General features: G+C 40.9%; 15 protein-coding genes, 3 tRNA genes and 1 pseudogene. 8 read left to right on the forward strand and 11 right to left on the reverse strand.

Annotated elements, in window-relative coordinates; translation table 11 throughout:
• Positions 1-889 precede the first annotated feature (889 nt).
• Positions 890-1669 (forward strand): hypothetical protein, encoded by a 780-nt coding sequence (locus JWG44_RS03245; protein WP_205273530.1) that lies wholly within the window; start codon positions 890-892, stop codon positions 1667-1669.
• Positions 1670-1888: 219 nt separating this feature from the next.
• Here the strand turns inward: JWG44_RS03245 and JWG44_RS03250 are convergent.
• From JWG44_RS03250 to JWG44_RS03270, 5 genes are all read right to left on the reverse strand, one after another.
• Positions 1889-1965 (reverse strand) — tRNA-Arg (locus tag JWG44_RS03250).
• Positions 1966-1972: 7 nt separating this feature from the next.
• The gene (locus tag JWG44_RS03255; protein WP_205273531.1) at positions 1973-2383 is read right to left on the reverse strand and encodes a hypothetical protein; all 411 of its coding nucleotides are present in this window, start codon (positions 2381-2383) and stop codon (positions 1973-1975) included.
• Positions 2337-2783 carry a hypothetical protein gene (locus JWG44_RS03260; protein WP_205273532.1) on the reverse strand — a complete coding sequence of 149 codons (447 nt, stop codon included), beginning with the start codon at positions 2781-2783 and terminating at the stop codon, positions 2337-2339. Before JWG44_RS03260 ends, JWG44_RS03255 begins: the two co-directional genes overlap by 47 nt.
• Before the next feature lie 45 nt (positions 2784-2828).
• Positions 2829-2915: transfer RNA gene (locus tag JWG44_RS03265), tRNA-Ser, on the reverse strand.
• A gap of 10 nt (positions 2916-2925) precedes the next feature.
• Positions 2926-3009: transfer RNA gene (locus JWG44_RS03270), tRNA-Ser, on the reverse strand.
• Between the two features lie 103 nt (positions 3010-3112).
• On the opposite strand from JWG44_RS03270, the gene JWG44_RS03275 reads away from it, so the two are divergent.
• Together JWG44_RS03275 and JWG44_RS03280 are read left to right on the forward strand one after the other, a co-directional pair.
• Positions 3113-4336 (forward strand): class I SAM-dependent RNA methyltransferase, encoded by a 1224-nt coding sequence (locus JWG44_RS03275; RefSeq protein ID WP_205273632.1) that lies wholly within the window; start codon positions 3113-3115, stop codon positions 4334-4336.
• A 122-nt stretch (positions 4337-4458) separates the two neighbouring features.
• A complete protein-coding gene (locus tag JWG44_RS03280) occupies positions 4459-5037 on the forward strand; it encodes a hypothetical protein (protein ID WP_205273533.1) in 579 nt (192 codons plus the stop codon).
• A 57-nt stretch (positions 5038-5094) separates the two neighbouring features.
• Here the strand turns inward: JWG44_RS03280 and JWG44_RS03285 are convergent, their stop codons facing one another.
• Together JWG44_RS03285 and JWG44_RS03290 are read right to left on the reverse strand one after the other, a co-directional pair.
• Positions 5095-5559: a helix-turn-helix domain-containing protein gene (locus JWG44_RS03285; protein WP_205273534.1), complete on the reverse strand. Its 465-nt coding sequence runs from the start codon at positions 5557-5559 to the stop codon at positions 5095-5097.
• Between the two features lie 316 nt (positions 5560-5875).
• A complete protein-coding gene (locus JWG44_RS03290; RefSeq protein WP_205273535.1) occupies positions 5876-6478 on the reverse strand; it encodes a hemerythrin domain-containing protein in 603 nt (200 codons plus the stop codon).
• 454 nt (positions 6479-6932) lie between these two features.
• On the opposite strand from JWG44_RS03290, the gene JWG44_RS03295 reads away from it, so the two are divergent.
• The 5 genes and pseudogenes from JWG44_RS03295 to JWG44_RS03315 all read left to right on the forward strand — a co-directional run.
• On the forward strand, positions 6933-8204 hold the full coding sequence (locus JWG44_RS03295) for a hypothetical protein (RefSeq protein WP_205273536.1): 1272 nt from the start codon (positions 6933-6935) through the stop codon (positions 8202-8204).
• Positions 8205-8294: 90 nt separating this feature from the next.
• Positions 8295-8981: a hypothetical protein gene (locus tag JWG44_RS03300; protein WP_205273537.1), complete on the forward strand. Its 687-nt coding sequence runs from the start codon at positions 8295-8297 to the stop codon at positions 8979-8981.
• Between the two features lie 80 nt (positions 8982-9061).
• Positions 9062-10579 (forward strand): HEAT repeat domain-containing protein, encoded by a 1518-nt coding sequence (locus JWG44_RS03305; RefSeq protein WP_232371464.1) that lies wholly within the window; start codon positions 9062-9064, stop codon positions 10577-10579.
• A gap of 8 nt (positions 10580-10587) precedes the next feature.
• Positions 10588-11631 (forward strand): LIC_10091 family lipoprotein, encoded by a 1044-nt coding sequence (locus JWG44_RS03310; protein ID WP_205273539.1) that lies wholly within the window; start codon positions 10588-10590, stop codon positions 11629-11631.
• 98 nt (positions 11632-11729) lie between these two features.
• A pseudogene (locus JWG44_RS03315) lies at positions 11730-12485 on the forward strand (N-acyl homoserine lactonase family protein); the annotation flags it as partial.
• Between the two features lie 250 nt (positions 12486-12735).
• Here JWG44_RS03315 and JWG44_RS03320 read toward each other — a convergent pair.
• From JWG44_RS03320 to thpR, 4 genes are all read right to left on the reverse strand, one after another.
• The gene (locus JWG44_RS03320; protein ID WP_205273541.1) at positions 12736-14787 is read right to left on the reverse strand and encodes an AMP-dependent synthetase/ligase; all 2052 of its coding nucleotides are present in this window, start codon (positions 14785-14787) and stop codon (positions 12736-12738) included.
• Positions 14788-14968: 181 nt separating this feature from the next.
• Positions 14969-15259 (reverse strand): hypothetical protein, encoded by a 291-nt coding sequence (locus JWG44_RS03325; RefSeq protein ID WP_205273542.1) that lies wholly within the window; start codon positions 15257-15259, stop codon positions 14969-14971.
• Between the two features lie 78 nt (positions 15260-15337).
• Positions 15338-15997 carry a leucyl/phenylalanyl-tRNA--protein transferase gene (aat, locus tag JWG44_RS03330; RefSeq protein ID WP_205273543.1) on the reverse strand — a complete coding sequence of 220 codons (660 nt, stop codon included), beginning with the start codon at positions 15995-15997 and terminating at the stop codon, positions 15338-15340.
• Entirely contained in the window at positions 15994-16557 is a 564-nt protein-coding gene (gene thpR, locus JWG44_RS03335) for an RNA 2',3'-cyclic phosphodiesterase (protein ID WP_205273544.1), read from the reverse strand. Before thpR ends, aat begins: the two co-directional genes overlap by 4 nt.
• Between the last annotated feature and the right edge of the window lie 4 nt (positions 16558-16561).

Genomic DNA, 16561 nt, shown 5'->3' on the forward strand with positions numbered 1-16561 from the left:
AAAAAAAAATCGATTTCGGTTTTGAAACGGGAATCTATGGGAGAATCGTTCCGATTCGAGCTATAGCTTTAAAATCCCGGTTCACACCCTTCAGAAAGGGCGGAATCAGGATGAAAATTGAATTTAGCTTCTCCAATTCTTTTAGAATGGGCCAAAAACTTGCCGCTTTTGCCGTGCTAAAAATTCTTCAAAGAAGAATTTCTGGAATTCACACTCCTGAAGTTCGGGCGGAATCATGAGACGGCGTCTTTCTAATTCTCCGGTGAATTCGATTCTAAGAAATCTGAACTTTCGGTGAATCCGATTCCCAAAATTTAAGTAAACTTCAGCGCTAAGATTTCCATGAAATTTTGATCGTTCGATCGAGGGCCGGAAGAATCGATTCCAGGAAAATTCTTTGTCCACAAACAAGATTTTTCTTTGTGACTTCGTTTTAAACCGAATGATCTTAAGATACTCCGAGGAGCGTGTTTTCGAATTGGTATTTAAAGAATCCTTTTTTCGCGGATTCGAATGTTAGGAAGCCCGGAACGTTATTTTTTATTCTTTGGAATCATTTTCTGTATTCAATTTTTATAAAATACCTTCGCTCATAAAACGTTCTTTCTTTTTTTAAAAGAGAAAGTCCGCTAAAATGATTCCGTAACGTATTTACTTTTGTAGAAACGAATATCGGTGAGTATTATCCTCTTTTTCGAAAAGGATCCTGTTTTGCGGCGGCTTTTAGTCGTGATCGGACTCTTATCGGGTGGAATCTCTTTCATTTTAGACTTTTTTCAAACTTACTGTCTGCAATGCTTCTGTTTTAGAATATTCTAAAATAGAGAATTATCAAATGGCTAAAAAGCCGATTTGGCAATTCTAATCCTCAGGAGATTCTTTTAGAAAAATGACAAATAAATCTTTAGTTTGTATACTTACGGTATGCCTCTTTACGATCCATTGCTCGTCCGCTTCGGATGTCGTATTAAAAATGCCCGGTGTTCAACCGGCGCAGGCAACTTTGAATTCTCAACCGCTCAATGAGAAGATAGGGAAAAAAATGGTTTTTGACGCTAAAAGCAAAGACGGAGCTCCGGGAGTTTACAATGAAAGTGATGCGGAATCATTCAATCGTTCTCTCCAAAAGACAATTGTCGAAAATCAGTTGTTTTTGCTTCCGGTAAAAGATGAAAAAGGAAACGTTCAACCGGGAGTTTATCATACCCTCGATCTTATCGTCCTAAATCATCTTTTGGCGTATGACGACGATACGTGTGCCGGTGTTACGGAAATCACATATTCGCTTAGTGATCCTAATCAGAAGAACTTGTTCACGGATCGTTTCAGTGTTTACACAAATGGTTCTAACTTGGGGAAAGTAAAAAGCAGCCTTCATAAGGGGATCATCTATAGAGTCTTAAAGGATTCTATCGCTACTCTGAATAAGACTGCGCTTTCGAAAGAAACTAATTTTGAAGAAGCGGTTTATTTTCCCGACGTGCATGAATCGATCAAGAGGATGCCCGTAACCGTAAATAAAACCGAGTGCGCACAGTGGACTCAGACGCAGAACGGAATGGTATGCGTTCGGAATAATAATTTTACGGAAACCAATATCGATTGGAAAAAATTCGTGGTTACTACTTTCCCGAACTTACCTGCCTGGGCTAATAAAAAGAAAAAATGATTTTCTAAATCACCTTTCTACTCTATTCTTCAAAGTACGGAGAATAGAGTTTTTTTATTTTTCACAATACTTGTTCAAATCATTCCGAGAAACGGAAACAAAGGAGTGGGAATTTTTTTTATTCTGATTTCCGAAAGATAAAATTTAGAGATTCGATTTAAGATTTTTCATCGATCCTATGACCGCGAAATTTTCGACTGAAGTGAAGTGGGGAAAAAGTGGTGCGCCCAGAAGGAGTCGAACCTCCGACCTTCTGATCCGTAGTCAGACGCTCTATCCAGCTGAGCTATGGGCGCATATCGGTTAATGGATATAAGATTCCAGCAGAGAAAGGTGTTCTTCAGGAATCCTGAGTGCAATCTTTTTTCCGCTTGTGTAATTGTATAGCAGTAATCCGGAGATTCCTAGATAAATCAAAATCCCGGAAAGATGCACCAGATGTCCAAGCCAAGGTCCGACAACGGGAATCCAAGACAAGGGAACACTGATCAAAAGGAAGAAAAGAAAATAGAGAAAATTGATAAAGGATAGACCTGCATACTTTCGAACCGTTTGATTTTCCCAGTAGAAAGTAAAACCTACCAACCAGGTTCCGAAAAAAGGCAAGGAGACAAAATATACGAGAAACCTTTCGGATCTGAGAAAACGATTGGTTGTTTCCGGAAGATTACGGAGAACCGGTTCGTATTTTTTTAAATAATCTTTGAATTTCATTCTCTAACTCCGGGAAAAAAGGCAGGACGTATTTTTCTTCCTGATACGCTTTGAAGGCGCCGAGTGCGCTATAACCTAAAAAAACGATCCAGGAAACATAACTGATAAAATCGGTAACGATCGGATTCACTCGGATCAAAGACAAAAACCAGCTGATTACCGGAAATTCCCTTAAAAACCAAACGAAAGAATAAACTGCAATAAAGGCGATGTTCAACTTCATAGCTTGAACGAGATGAAAAGATGCAAAATCTTGTGCCTTCCGAAAAAACCAGACGAAAAGCCACCCGAAGAATGGAACGTAAGAAAGTCCGGCGATTGGACCGGGGAATTCTTCGCTTTTTAAAATTCTCAGAGATTCCTGAATAAATTCCTGGGTTTTGAACCGCTCAGAGGACATAGAGGCGAGGATTCCGGTTAATGGGTAGAATGAAAACAAAAATACCGGAGACGCAGGGATTCGAACCCTGGGTACAGTTACCCGTACGACAGTTTAGCAAACTGCTCCTTTCGGCCACTCAGGCACGTCTCCAAAGGTGTCGCGGAGAAGGTAGGATTCGAACCCACGGTGGGATTACCACGACGGTTTTCAAGACCGCTGCTTTAGACCACTCAGCCACTTCTCCTGACGAGAATTACTTTACCGTGAGAAAACCCCCCTGTGTCAAGGTGAATTGTTCTTTGCGCTCTTCGTTCTTTGTTTTTCCTGGAGGCAGGTGTTAGAGCGTGATAAAAACCGAATCTGAGGGACATAAAAGCAGTCCCAAAAAATTCTTACTCGAACCCAGAACCTGGGTAAATCTCGGTTACTCCATTGCTAATTCAAAAGAAGGAACTTTTTTTTTAAAAAACGCAATTCCCGGCGAAATCGTGTCCGCTCTTTCTCTCAAAAAGACGGGTTCTCTTATTTGGGGGGTTGGATCGGAAATCATAAAAAAATCTCCCGAGAGAATTGTTTCGGATTGCCCCGCTTTTCCAAAATGCGGCGGCTGTTCCTATCGACATATATCCTATGAAAAAGAACTGGAAGTAAAAAAGTTTCTTCTTCTGGAAACGTTGGAACGATCTCTTTCCAAAAATCATATTCAAATTCCTGAAATCGAGATCTTATGCGGGGATCCGATCGGTTATAGAAACACAGCCCAGATTTCTTTGGGTTTTTCAGGTTCTAAAAGAATCGCAGGTTTTTACGAAGAATTCTCACATTCGATCGTGCCCCTTCCCGACGAAGGTTGTAAAAACCTTCCGGAAGAAATGAATCTTGCGTTTTCGGAATTCTTACGAAAGGAAAAAGACGGTTCCGCGCCGATTTCAAAATCCAAGACGCTTTCCTATCGTCTGGATGGACAAAAAGTCGTACCTTATAAAAAAGAATCCGTGGTTTTTCGCGAGAGGATAAGAATTCCGGAATCGAAGGAGTTCGTGTGGGAAATTCCTCCCGGCGGTTTTTCTCAAATCAATCGTTTTCTCATTCCTCTTTGGTTGGAAAAAATTCACCAACTTGTTCCTGACGAGCAGGATTCTATATTAGAATTGTATTGTGGATCCGGTTTGATTTCGATCGCACTTCATAATAAAAGCAAAAATTGGATCGGATACGAACTTTCTAAGGATTCCGTAAAACAGGCAAAGAAGAATCTTTTGAAAAACAACCTTTCTCCCCGCGATTTCAAATCCCTAAACTTAGAAACGGAAACGATTCCGATCGAAGACCTACATTCTTCTTTTTGGATTGCGAATCCTCCGAGAGCCGGCCTGTCAAAAAAAGTTGTTCAGACCTTCCAAACTAAAGAACCAAACGGACTTTTATATTCGAGTTGTAACCACACAACATTGGCGAGGGATTTAACGGAGTTATGCCGCGATTCTTACCGTCTTACAAACGTTCTTCTCGTTGATTTTTTTCCCCGCACCAAACATTTCGAAGTCATTGTGAAGATGGAGAAAAGATAGGGCGTCTTCCTTTTCGATAAATTAACTTTGAAAGCTTTGAAAATTTATTGATAAAGCTAAGTGTAAGGTAAAGTATCTCTTTGAATTTATAAAATCAAATGTTCTTAGGAGATACTATGCTGATGAATCTGATTTTTCGCCGTGTTTTGGCGATTGCGGTCGCTCTAACTCTGGGTTTTTTCGTAATTGGCCCCGCTTCCGCAGACAGCGCTTGCCAAGGTCTATCTGCTTCTTCTTGTAAATCAAACGATGATTGTACTTGGGTAAGCGGTTACACGAGACAAGACGGAGTTTCCGTCGATGATTATTGTAGAGCGAAACCTGGAAAAGGCAGCGACGACGGAGATCGTAAGCCGGTTAAAAAAAACAAAGATAAGGACGACGACGATTCTTCCGCAAAAGAAAAGAAATCTAAAAAGAAAAAAGATACGAATGATGACGGAGACGACGAGGAGAAGAAGTCGAAACGCAAAAAGGATAAGGATGAAGACGAATCTGAGAAAGACGGCGATTCTAAAAAATCCAAAAAGACAAAGAAAGATAAAGAAGACGATGGTGGTGAAGTAAAGAAAGAGAAAAAGTCCAAGAAAAAAGATAAGGATGACGATTCTTCTGCAAAAGAAAAGAAATCTAAGAAGAAAAAGGACAAAGACGACAAGTCGGATAAAAAATCAAAAAAGAAGAAAAAAGATAAGGACTGATCGTTTCTTCGTTTATCATTTTTCCAATGTCAAAAGCCGGAGGAAGCTCCGGCTTTTTTATTTAAACCATTCTTTAGGAGTTTTTCCGGTTCTTTTTTTAAACTCCCGGATGAAATGAGCCTGATCGTAATAACCGGAAGCGTAAGCGAGGTCGGTTAAGTTCTTGCTGAAATGTCTGTTGGATAAGGATTTTCTAAAACGGATGAGATCGGAATACTCTTTAGGCGATAGGCCGATATAAGTCTTAAAATCTCTTTCCATTCTGCTCTGGCTGATTCCAGATTCCTTGCATAGGAATGAGATCGAAATTTTTCCATCGGCGTTTTTTATCTTAGAGAGAATGTGTTTTATGTAAGGATCGGATTCTTTTCTTTTTTTTAGGCTCCTATAAAAGCGATTCCAGGCCCATCCCGAAGGAAGATTTCTTTCTCTTTCTTCGATACATTCCGCTTTGAATTCGGAAATCAACTGCGGTGAAAATAAATCTTCCAGACAAATACTTTGCCCTGTAATTTCTTTCAAAGGCTCTTTGAGGAAAGTCGCCAACTCGTGAGGAGGGATTTGTATCAGAAAAGAATCAACACCTTCTTCAGAAAAGAAAGTTCTCGAGTTCGTAAGGACGCCCGTTATCCCAGCAGAAGTTAATTGTTTCCTCTTTTCATTTTGAACCAAATATATGTTTCCTCGAGTTTGGATGCCGATAACGCAATTTTCGCCAGGCATAACTTCATATTCAGAGGAAATGATCTTACGATTCCAATAAAATAGAATGGAACTTTCTTTTTGATCTATGGGCGTCACGAATTTATCTATACTCTATACAGTTTGAATTTCAAGTTCAATTTGATTTTGAGTTTAGGATCGATCCAGTCATCGATTCAAAACCGATCCGTTCTCGAGGCGGTAGAGTTGGGGCGATGTATTTTCTCCAGAGAACCAAATCCGATGCGTTCAATGAAATAATGATTTGCTTTTGTTGTTCTTCCAATTCCGAGTCGGAAAAGGATTCCCAGATTTTTTCCTGAGTGATTTTCTCTTCGTGCTCCATATGATTCGAGTAAGCAAGCTGAAATGAAATGAGCTTATCGTAAAACTCCGAAAGTTTAGGAACGAGCGCTTCGGGTTGTTCCAAAAGTTCGGAGATCGCTGCGGTAATCTGCCTGAGTTCTCCGATTTTCGTTTCTAATTTTTTGTGTTCTTCTTTATCCTCTGCGGCAAAGGAAGGATCGATCAAAGCCAATCGTCTGAGTGAGACCGATTCTTCATCCTCTGCGTGAACTTCTAAGATTCTAAACACTTCTTGGGAAATCGAAATAAATTTCAGTACGTCTTTCGGGTCGTAGGGATCCGTTTTTCCGGTCTCGAATAGCCAAATGAAGAACGCGTTGCGGATTCCTCTGTGCGGCAGGTCGTAGACTTTTCTTCTAGATTGTTTTTGCATGTTGCCTCCAAAATTTATTGAGGAGATTAACATTTTTGAAACGATAAGAATTGTATAAATTCGTCAAAAAATGAACTTTTCAGATACGGATCGAATAACCTATGCTTCTTTCATTCTCCCAAAAATTTCACTGCGTTCAAAAGAATAAGACCCCTTTTTTAAGCTTTTAGAGTACTTTAGATCCTCCGTCTTTGTAACTTCATTTGATATCAAACTTAATAATTTCCATTTTTAGCAGATTACAACTCGAAATATTTTATATCGAACGTTATGGCAAATCGCAAAAAAAAATTCTGCGTTAGTCATTCTACCTTAATTCAAGTTGACTGACTGTTCGTTACAGTCTTAGGATTGTCTTGGGTTAAAACCCGGGCCGGCAGAAGAACGAGAGGTGGGATTCCTTAGAGGATAGTCGTTCTCCAGGGCCATAAATGAAAATGGAGAATAGTGAAAGATGAAAAAAGCTAATTGGATTGCGACTCTTCTGTTCGTGCTCGGATTCGGCGTAGGATCTTTATCCGCGCAGACTCAGGCTCAACTTTTTGCAAAGCCTGGGGTAATTGGGGACTCTCTGAGTCATGGTTTCTTCGGAGCGACAGTAGAGAAAAAAACTCAGGATTGGGCTTATCCGGTTCTGGTAAGCAAACAAGCCGGATCTTCCGTTTCGTATAACGTCCTGAAAGGACCTTTTATCAATTTGGAAGACGTTCTAAAAGGGGATTGTGGTGTTTTTTGCATCGCTGGTTCTATCATCGGTGGTAACGGTTCAACGGTGAGCCTTCCTACTCATGCGGGAATTACAGGTGCAGAGTATACTTCCGTTTTGAGAACTTCCGGAAAATGCGAAGACGTTACTGCAACTAAGTGGGATAAAGAATGGTACTGGGCAAAGTGGTACTGGTATACTTACCGCTGGGTACAAGTTCAAGATTGTAAAGAACCTGATAAGTTTCACCAATTTGGTCTTCGGAGTTCCGGAACCCAAATTGAGATTATGGAAAAAGTCAGACCTTCTTTCCTTTTTGGAACGGTAGCGGCGAATCACGTTCTTTGTACTGCTCTTTCTACAACGACAGCTTGTTTGGACGAGGCTCGATATAAAAGAGATATTCGTGAAGTTATGAGAAGACTGGCAGCGATGGGAAGTTTGAAGGGAGGTGTTCTCTTTACAATTCCTAACGTTACTGCGATCGCCTTTTTGGAACCTTATAAGGATCCTCAAGGAAGAGCAAATTATACCGGTCTGAAAGCGTTCTTCAGAAACTCCGTGTCAGATCCGAATCAAGTTTTAGACGCGAGTGAAGTCGCGACTATCACCAACTTTTTGGCTATGTTGAATAACGAAGTCAAAGCGCAAGGTGCGGCGATGGGATTTGCAGTGGCTGACCTAAAAGTTGTCTTTGATGATATCAAAGAAAACGGACGTATCGTAAAAAGCCCGTCCGGTTGGAGTCCAGGTTACGCTCGCGCAAACTGGCCTTTACCGAACCAGCCGGGAGTTTTTGGTTTAGACGGAGTACACCCGAATATGTTCGGACACTCGGTGTTCGCAAACGAGCTGATCAAAGTCATCAACGCACGTTATGGCTTAAATCTGGCTCAAGTAAGCGAATATACCGCTTGGTACTACGACACTCTAAACAGAAATCCGATCGACTTGAAGAAATTCCTGACCGATACAATTTTCGGACAGTTCATTTCTTGGGTAATCGGAATTTTCGTTTAACAAAAATTCTTCCTCGATTTTTGAGGAAGAGGATAGTAAATTTGGAACGTCGCCTTTTTAAGGCGGCGTTTTTTATTTAAAGCGAGTTTTATGGAAATTAGAAAGAAGTATATTTTAGTCGCAATTGTATTTGCATTAATTCTAATATTATTTATTATTTTTTGGCCGGAAGATCGAAAGAAGAATTCAATTTCCATTGCGGAAGAGAGCGAAGCCGTGTTAAAAACGAAATACTATTCGGAGATGGACCCTTACTTTCCGGATGCGCCACATCCTTTTAACGAGGATCCGGAGTTGGAAGGCCAGGCAAAAAGGCTTTGGCCCGAAGCGTTTCGTCCCAAAAAAACTCCCGAAGAAAAGGAACAGATTCGAAAAGAATGGACCGATTTCGTAGCAAGATATCCTAAGAATATTTACATTCCTTCCGAGTTTAAACCCGCTTTATCGGAAGCCGAAGAAAAGGAAGCAAGAGATCGATTGGATAGTATCGGAAGTGTGGAAGCGATGAACGCGGTTTCCAGATCCTTGAGCAAATATGCAGAGCCCGGCAAAGAACCAAAAGCCCCTTCGGAGGCGAGCGTTAATCCCAAGGAACAACTTGCTTATGTGAACTATAAGATCGAAGAACTCGAATCTAGAATTCAATTGATTGAATATACGATTCAACAAGGGAAGCTGGATCCTTCTCAGGTTGGGACCGCGAACCAAGACCTTGCATTGTGGAAAAAGGAACTTGCGGATTTGAAGCAGGTTCAAAGTCTAATCCCTCGTTCTTAGTTCGCTATCAATCCTTTTCAAGAATAGTCTTTTAAAACAAAGGAGAAAACATGCAGTTATTTTTGATCGTTTTTACGTTTATGCTGAGTTGCGGCGGACCGCCGAGGCCGGATTTACTCCCGATCGCGGAGGAACGAAAGGAGATTCCCTTAGAACAAATTTTAATCGAACTGAAGTCCGAAAATCCGCAGTTGAGAGCTCAGGCTATTTTAGAACTTTCTAATAGGAATCACAAGGCCTCCTTGAATCAAATTCGTGAATTGCTCAAAAAAGACTCCAATCCTGCGGTGAAGGGGACTGCGGCGATCGCACTGGGCACCTGGAAGGATAATTCTTCGCTTTCAGAAGTGATCCAGCTTTTTAGACCCGAATCCGGAGTTACACCGGATATCGTTATGGAAGCGCTCTCCCGAATGGAAAATCCTTCTTCCGCGTCGGCTGTGCTTCCCTTTTTACAATCGGAAGATTCGACACTCCGTTTAATAGCGGTCGATACTTTGGTAAGAATCGGCGCCCGGTCTTCCGGAGAAACGATTTTAGGTTTGGCGAAAAAAAACAAGGATCCGGAATTTTCAAAAACCTATGCTATGGCATTAGGAAAATTGAAAGTAAGGACTGCGGAAACCTATCTTATTGAACTTGCAAAGACCACGGAACCTTCTCCCACTTTGGCGGCCGCATATTTGGCATTAGGAAGAATTTCGAGTAAGAATGCGATTCCGATTTTGGTGCATGGATTGGCGAGCGACTTTGATAAGGGGAGTGAGAATTCCATGCTTGCTTTGATCGACATAAAGGATCCTTCCGCGATCAGATCGGTCGTTCCGATTTTAAAGAATAAAAATCGTGAAATTCGTTTTCGCGCGGTCAGTGTTCTTTCCGAAATTCCTTCTTCGGAAACGGGCATGTTGACGCTGAAAATACTCGAAGAAAACGAGCCAGAATCCTCCGCTCCGGCGTCGCTTGTTTTGGGGAGAATTCATTTTATTTCCGCGAGAACGTTGATAGAACAGAGGTTGTTGGATTCTAAACTCCCCGATAGAGAAGTGATCGGACAAGCCCTTGGATATATGGGCGACAAAAAGAGTATTCCAGTTTTATTGAATGTTCTGAAAGAATCGCAAGGAGACGGTCGTTACGGCGCCGCTTGGTCTTTAGGAATTCTACAAGCAGCGGAGGCCCTTGAAGATTTAATCAAGGCATCCAATTCTAATGATCCGAAACTTTCAGCGTTGGCCGTCGAATCCTTGGGATTACTTCGTTCTCCAAAAGCGCTTCCAACTTTAACAAGTTTGGCAGAGAATAAACCGAACTCGGCTTCGATCGTAATTCCCGCGATCGCGTCGATTCCCGGAGAAGAATCCCGTAAACTTCTTGAAATCTTTGCTAAAAAAGAGAATGTCGCTCTTCAACAAGTAGCTATCTCCGAGTTGGGAAAAAGAAAGGATCCTGCAAGTATTCCGGTATTGATTCAAATTTTAGAGGAGAATCAGGCCTCGAGTTCAAAACTTTTAATGGCTTCTTTGTCTTCGATCACAGGAAAGAACTTTTACTCTCGGAACGAATGGTTGAACTGGTATAAACTCAACTCAAAGTAACCAGGTTTATGTTTCATAATATAATGATCCCGATACTTCTATCGGGATTGCTCGTCTTTACTTCATTCTGCAAAGCCGCCCCTCCAAGAGATCCATGGGAAGTGCCTCCGTTAGGCGAGAAAGAGAAATTCTTCCTCGCTCCTTTAATCACTGACGATTTCGATTCTAAGGATCTCGGAGGAAGACACTATCCGGCTTCCAATGAGTTGAGGATCGATCTTTTTAAACCGTATATCGAAAACTTGGAAGGCGGTTATTTAGGAGCAGGGACCGATCAAAACTTTACCTTTATCGTTTGGGCGAAAAGTAAATACGCTTGGCTTATGGATTTCGATTATACGATCTGCATCATCAATCGAATTCATTTACTATTTTTTACGTTGGCGCCAGATCCGGAATCTTACCGAGAACTTTGGTCGAGAAAGAATAAAAATTCTTCCTTTGAATTGTTAAAAAAAGAATGGGGAAACGATCCTGAATGGAATCTCATTCGAGATGCCTGGGAAGTGGCGCACCGAGGAAAATCGGACATTCCCCAGAGATGGAATGAACTGGATCGAACTTCTCTGAGATTCGGACTTAAGACGTTCATCCATTCTAAAGAAGAATACAACTATATTCGAAACATGGTTCTTCAAGGAAGAATTCAGATTCTGAAAGGCGATATCAACGCGGAGAAGAGTATTCGGTCAGTTTCTGAAAGAGCGGCTCGTCTGAATGTTCAAATTAGAGTCGTCTATCTTTCCAATATCGAAGATTACTTTTCTTACACTCCGGGTTTTCGAGATAACCTTTTGAGTTTACCCACGGACGATAAAGGAATCGTTTTAAGGACGATGCAAAACGGAACCAAAGAAGAATACGGATCTCCGGACGGAGAAAAAATTCCGGTGGATTATCCATTACATTACAACGTTCAGTCTTTAAAAAATCTCAAACAATGGATGCTTTTGCCGGGACATCTCCATAAGGGAATTATAATGCAATTTAGATCGCCGATACAAAAAGGTTTTTCGGAAATCAAAAGCAGCCCTTCCGAAATTCTCAAATGAAAAAAATATGGATCGGCTGTTTCTTTTTTTGTTGTGCGGTTTTTTGCGGTGGAACCGGAGATCGAATTTCGGATTTTTCGTCTCGAACTGTTGTAAAAAACTGTAAATCGAATTACGGCCTTTATGTTTTCTCCTATGGACGAGGTTCTTATCCGAATCAATATCTAAACGTCGAAGAGGAAGACGGAAGTCGCGAGATCGTTTATCTATTCTATCTGATAAGAATTCCAGGAAAGAATATTCTTATTGATTCGGGATTCGTGAACGATACTTACAAAAAAAAATTCGGTTTTAGTTCCTTTGAAAGACCCGATATCCTTTTAAAAAAATGCGGTATGGATCCGAAAGAAATTTCGGATATTGTTCTCACACATTTTCATTTTGATCACGCAGGCGGTTTATTTCTCTTTCCATCTGCGACGATTCACATTCAAAATCACGATTTGGATCTTTTGAAAAAACAGTCTTATTTTCCAAAACAGTCGTCTTACCTGAACGACTTAAAAAACCGAAATCGACTTCATTCTTTCAATGGAACTCATTCGCTTGTTCCCGGTATACAAATCCTTTTTACCGGGGGTCATACTCCGGGTTCTCAAGCCATGGAATGGGTTGTAACTTCGGATAAACAATTCTTAATTACCGGAGACGAATGTTATCTGATTCAGGAATGTAAGAATGGAATTGGTCTTCCAAAAACGGCTGCGTTTTCGCTCAAAAGGAACGGCGATTTTTTAGAATACGTTCAGATTCTTTACGGAAAAGGTACGAAGATTCTCACTTTGCATGATCCTTCGATTTTAGAGGAAGGAGAAGAAATCTTTCCGGGAGCTCGAGTTCTTTTTTTATTTTAAGGAAATTCTGTTCTGTGAGTCGCAACAAAGTTTTACTTTTAAAAAAATTCGAATCCGGCAAAAGTCCGACTCAGGCCGAATCGAAACTCACCAGTCTTTATCAGATTGTAAGATCCTTTTGGATGAATTTTAGAATCAAATTTTCCTTTTTTTGTTCGATCTAGATTCTTTCATCCGATTATCCGAATATAAAAAAAACCCGAAGTTAAAACTAACTTCGGGTTTTTAAATACGAAAGAGAATTTTAGAATCAGTCTTTATCGTAGACTTTCTTGATTTCTTTGCTGTATTTTTCGGTGATCACGTGACGTTTCATTTTGAGAAGGTTGGTCAATTCGTCCCCTATTTCAAAAGGTTTCTTGGTGAGAATCACGTGTTGAACCTGCTCAAAAGATTTGAATCCGGTTTTGGTGCTGTTATAGCTACGAACTTCTTTTTTGTAGAAATCGATAACCTTAGGATGTTTGATCAATTCTTCCACTTGGGAAACATCGATTCCGTTTTCCTTACACCATTCCGTCAACTGGTCCACGTCAGGCACGATGATCGCACCGAGAACTTTTTGATCTTGCCCGATTACCATCGATTGTTTGATAAAAGGGGATTCGTCCATTTTGTTCTCGATTGGAACCGGTTCTACGTTTTCTCCACCTAAAAGAACTACGGTGTCTTTTGCTCTTCCTGTCAGAGTCAGGGTCTTTTTGTAGTTGATAAACCCGATATCACCGGTGTTCATCCAGCCGTCTACAATCGTTTTTTTGGTAACTTCAGGATTCTTAAAATAACCCTTCATGACCTGAGGCCCTTTTACGAAGACGACTCCTTTTTGTCCTAACTTACCTGCAAGGACTTCATACTTGTCGTTGATGTGAGTCAGAACGTTACCGCTATCGTCTTTGATCATCAATTCCGATTTTGGAACCAAGAATCCGACGGATCCAATGATCGGCTTTACGAAAGGACGAACTGAAATTACGGGGCTTGTCTCCGTCATTCCATAACCTTCGAGAACGAGCATTCCGATATCGTTGAAGAAGTTATCCACGTGCGATTGGAGAGCTCCCCCACCCGACATAGAACCTTTAAGTCTTCCGCCGGTAGCGGCCCGGATTTTAGAGAGTACGATCGCATCCAAAGTTTTTGCGTTAAAGATCAAACCGAGACCTGCAATCGTAAAAAGGAGCGCATTTGGAAGGTGAATTCCATACGCGGGAAGCGCCAAATACGCCAAAATTGCCATTGCACTTACGGTAAACGGACCCATAAGGAGCACAAGAATTAAGGATTTGATTCCAATCGCCAAGGATTTGAAAATATTTCTGTTTTCATAGTCCACTTCCAACCCTTTTAAGAATCTAAGAGAAGCGTTGTAATGTTTTGAAAAGAAATACGCCAATTTAAATAAGGCTCTTCTTACGGGAGGAGTTTGTTTTGGATCGTTTACTTTGTTGTAAATTCCAGTATAAACACTTTCCCAAACTCGAGGCGCGGATGCCATAAAAGACGGTTTTGCTTTCGCGAGGTCGTTTTTCAGATCCGAAACTTTCGTATAATAAGTCTGAATACCGCTCGAAATCGCACCGTACTCGTTTACTCTTTCGAATATATGCCAAATCGGTAATATAGAAAGCATACTATCCGAAGGTTTGATATCCGTCAAAAGCATCGGAACAACATAAATCATTTGGTGAATCATGTTTGAATGCATGAGCATAACACCTTTCGGCATACCGGTGGTTCCGGAAGTATAGATAAGAGTAAAAAGATCGTCGGGTTTGATTTCCTCGATTCTTTTTTCCGCTTTTCTTCCACCCTTCGCTCGAAGTTCCTTTCCTTCTTCGATCAAATCATAAATCCTATGGATATGCTTTCCTTTTGCAGTGGAAGCTTTGTCCATAATGATGATCGATTCAATTTTAGAAATTTTCGACTTAACCTTGTTAAACTTTTCGAGCATCTTATCGTTTTCGATAAAGACGATTTTTGCTTCCGAATGGTTTAAAATATATTCCAATTCAGATTCAGTAACATCAGTTCCTCTCGGTACGTTTGCTGCACCGGAAAACTGAACGGCATAATCCGCGACCATCCATTCGAGTCGGTTGTCCGCTAATACGGCAACGTGCTCTCTTGCTTTCAATCCTAAGTGGATTAAAGCTTCAGCGAGCGCAATTCCCATATCATAAAGCTGTTTATATGAGGTAGGGTGGAATTCTTTATCCTCTCCCTTGCTCCAGAATACGGGTCGATCTCCAAATTTCTCGGTGGATTGTATTAACATATCCGCGAGGTTTTTATACATTTCCAATTCCTCTTTAGTGAGTTTTACCGGAATGATTTCCAGTAGGGTAAAAGCTGAATTAAGCTAAGAGGAAAAAGGAATGAGTCAACCAAATTTTCAAATGAGAGGATAGAGGGTGCGGTGCAAAAATTAGGAAAAGGAAGGACCGTCTACCTCGGAAGAGATAGACGGGAAGCAGTTATTATTGCTCTTCTCCGGCAGGAGTAGAAGAGGATTCAGTTGTTGGAGCCGATTCTTCTTTTTTACTTTCTGCTTTTTCCATCTTGGATTTTTTCTTAGATTTCTTTGCCTTTTTAGCCTTTTTGGATTTCTTAGCTTTTTTTCCTTTCTTTTCAGACTTTGTCTCTTTCGGAGTTTCAGTCTGAGTAGTCGGAGCGTCAGCGGCCGGTTCTTCCGCTACAAGTCCTGCAAATCCAGTCAGCGCCATTGCTGCTATCAAAAGTTGGGCAAGAATTTTCTTAAAAAGGGTCATTTTAAAGTTTCCTATTAAATAGAGTGATTGATTCTGAGAAGTGCAACATCCTTCCGAAAAAAGTAAATACGTTTTTTTCTAAAGAATGGAATGAGGAGGAGACCATTTTTTTCCGGAAGCCACGGCCAATTCTAGTCTTCTAAGATATTCTTTTTTTGGAATTTGATACGCACCGAGCCCCAGAGTAACGATGTTTAGCTGCTGGGTATCGAAAAGATGGAACTGATCTTTTTTGAGCGCCTCAAATAAATGATACAATCCGATTTTACCGAAATCAGGAACAAAGGAGAACATCGACTCACCCGCAAAAAAATTGCCGATAGCAACCCCATAGACCCCGCCTCCGAGTTTTCCGTTTTCATCCCAAACTTCGATTGAATGCGCATAACCGAGTTTGTGGAACTCGATATAACCTTTGATAAAAAGATCGGTAATCCACGTTTCTTCGCCCGGCCGATAGGCACAACAGCGCATAACTTGTTCGAATGCGCGGTTGAAAGTAATCGTATATTTCTTCTGATTGATTTTCCGTTTCACACGTTTCGAAATATGCAACTTGTTGAGATCGAAAATTCCGCGCGGATCCAGACAATACCAAAGAATCGGCTGATCCGACCAAGGAAAGATCCCATTCTTATAAGCATAAAGAAGTCTTTCCGGAGAAAGGTCTCCGCCGACCGCGACTATCTCCCGGTCCCAAACGTGCGGATTTCTAAAAAAGTCGGAAAAGTCTTTCAAAGTATTTTCCCATAATTCTTGTAAGACGGAAAAAGTGAAAAGGATTCTTCGATCGTATAAGTCGGTCCGTCCGAAGAGGATTTAGAAGAGTAGATATGAAATTCCAAAACCGGAAACCGGGAAGAAGAAAAGCCTGAGAATTCTTCCAAATAAAGAGATATCCGATCCAAGTTCGTATTTTTAAATCTCCCCATTGTTACGTGAGGATGATAGTCTTGGCGTTCCGGATTAAACCCGCGTTTTCGAAGACCGGAATCCAAAGTTTTCTGCAATTGAAGTAACGTTAGATTTTTCTCCACGTTAGCAAAAAGAATCGAAGGTGATTTTTGTTTTCCGAAAAAACCCACAGACCGAAGTTCCAGGTCGAAGTCGGGAAGTGAAATTTCGGAACAGAATTCGGAGATTCTTTCTACATCCTCGGAATTTTGTTCTCCTAGAAAAACTAAGGTGATATGAAAATTTTCATCGCTTACCCATTTGATATCGGGTAATCCGAAACAGATCGAGGTTAGCTGTTCTTTCACTCCGTCCGGAATGGAAATTCCCAGAAAAGTTCTCATCCTC

The organism is Leptospira ainazelensis, assembly GCF_016918785.1.
Taxonomy (GTDB): domain Bacteria; phylum Spirochaetota; class Leptospiria; order Leptospirales; family Leptospiraceae; genus Leptospira; species Leptospira ainazelensis.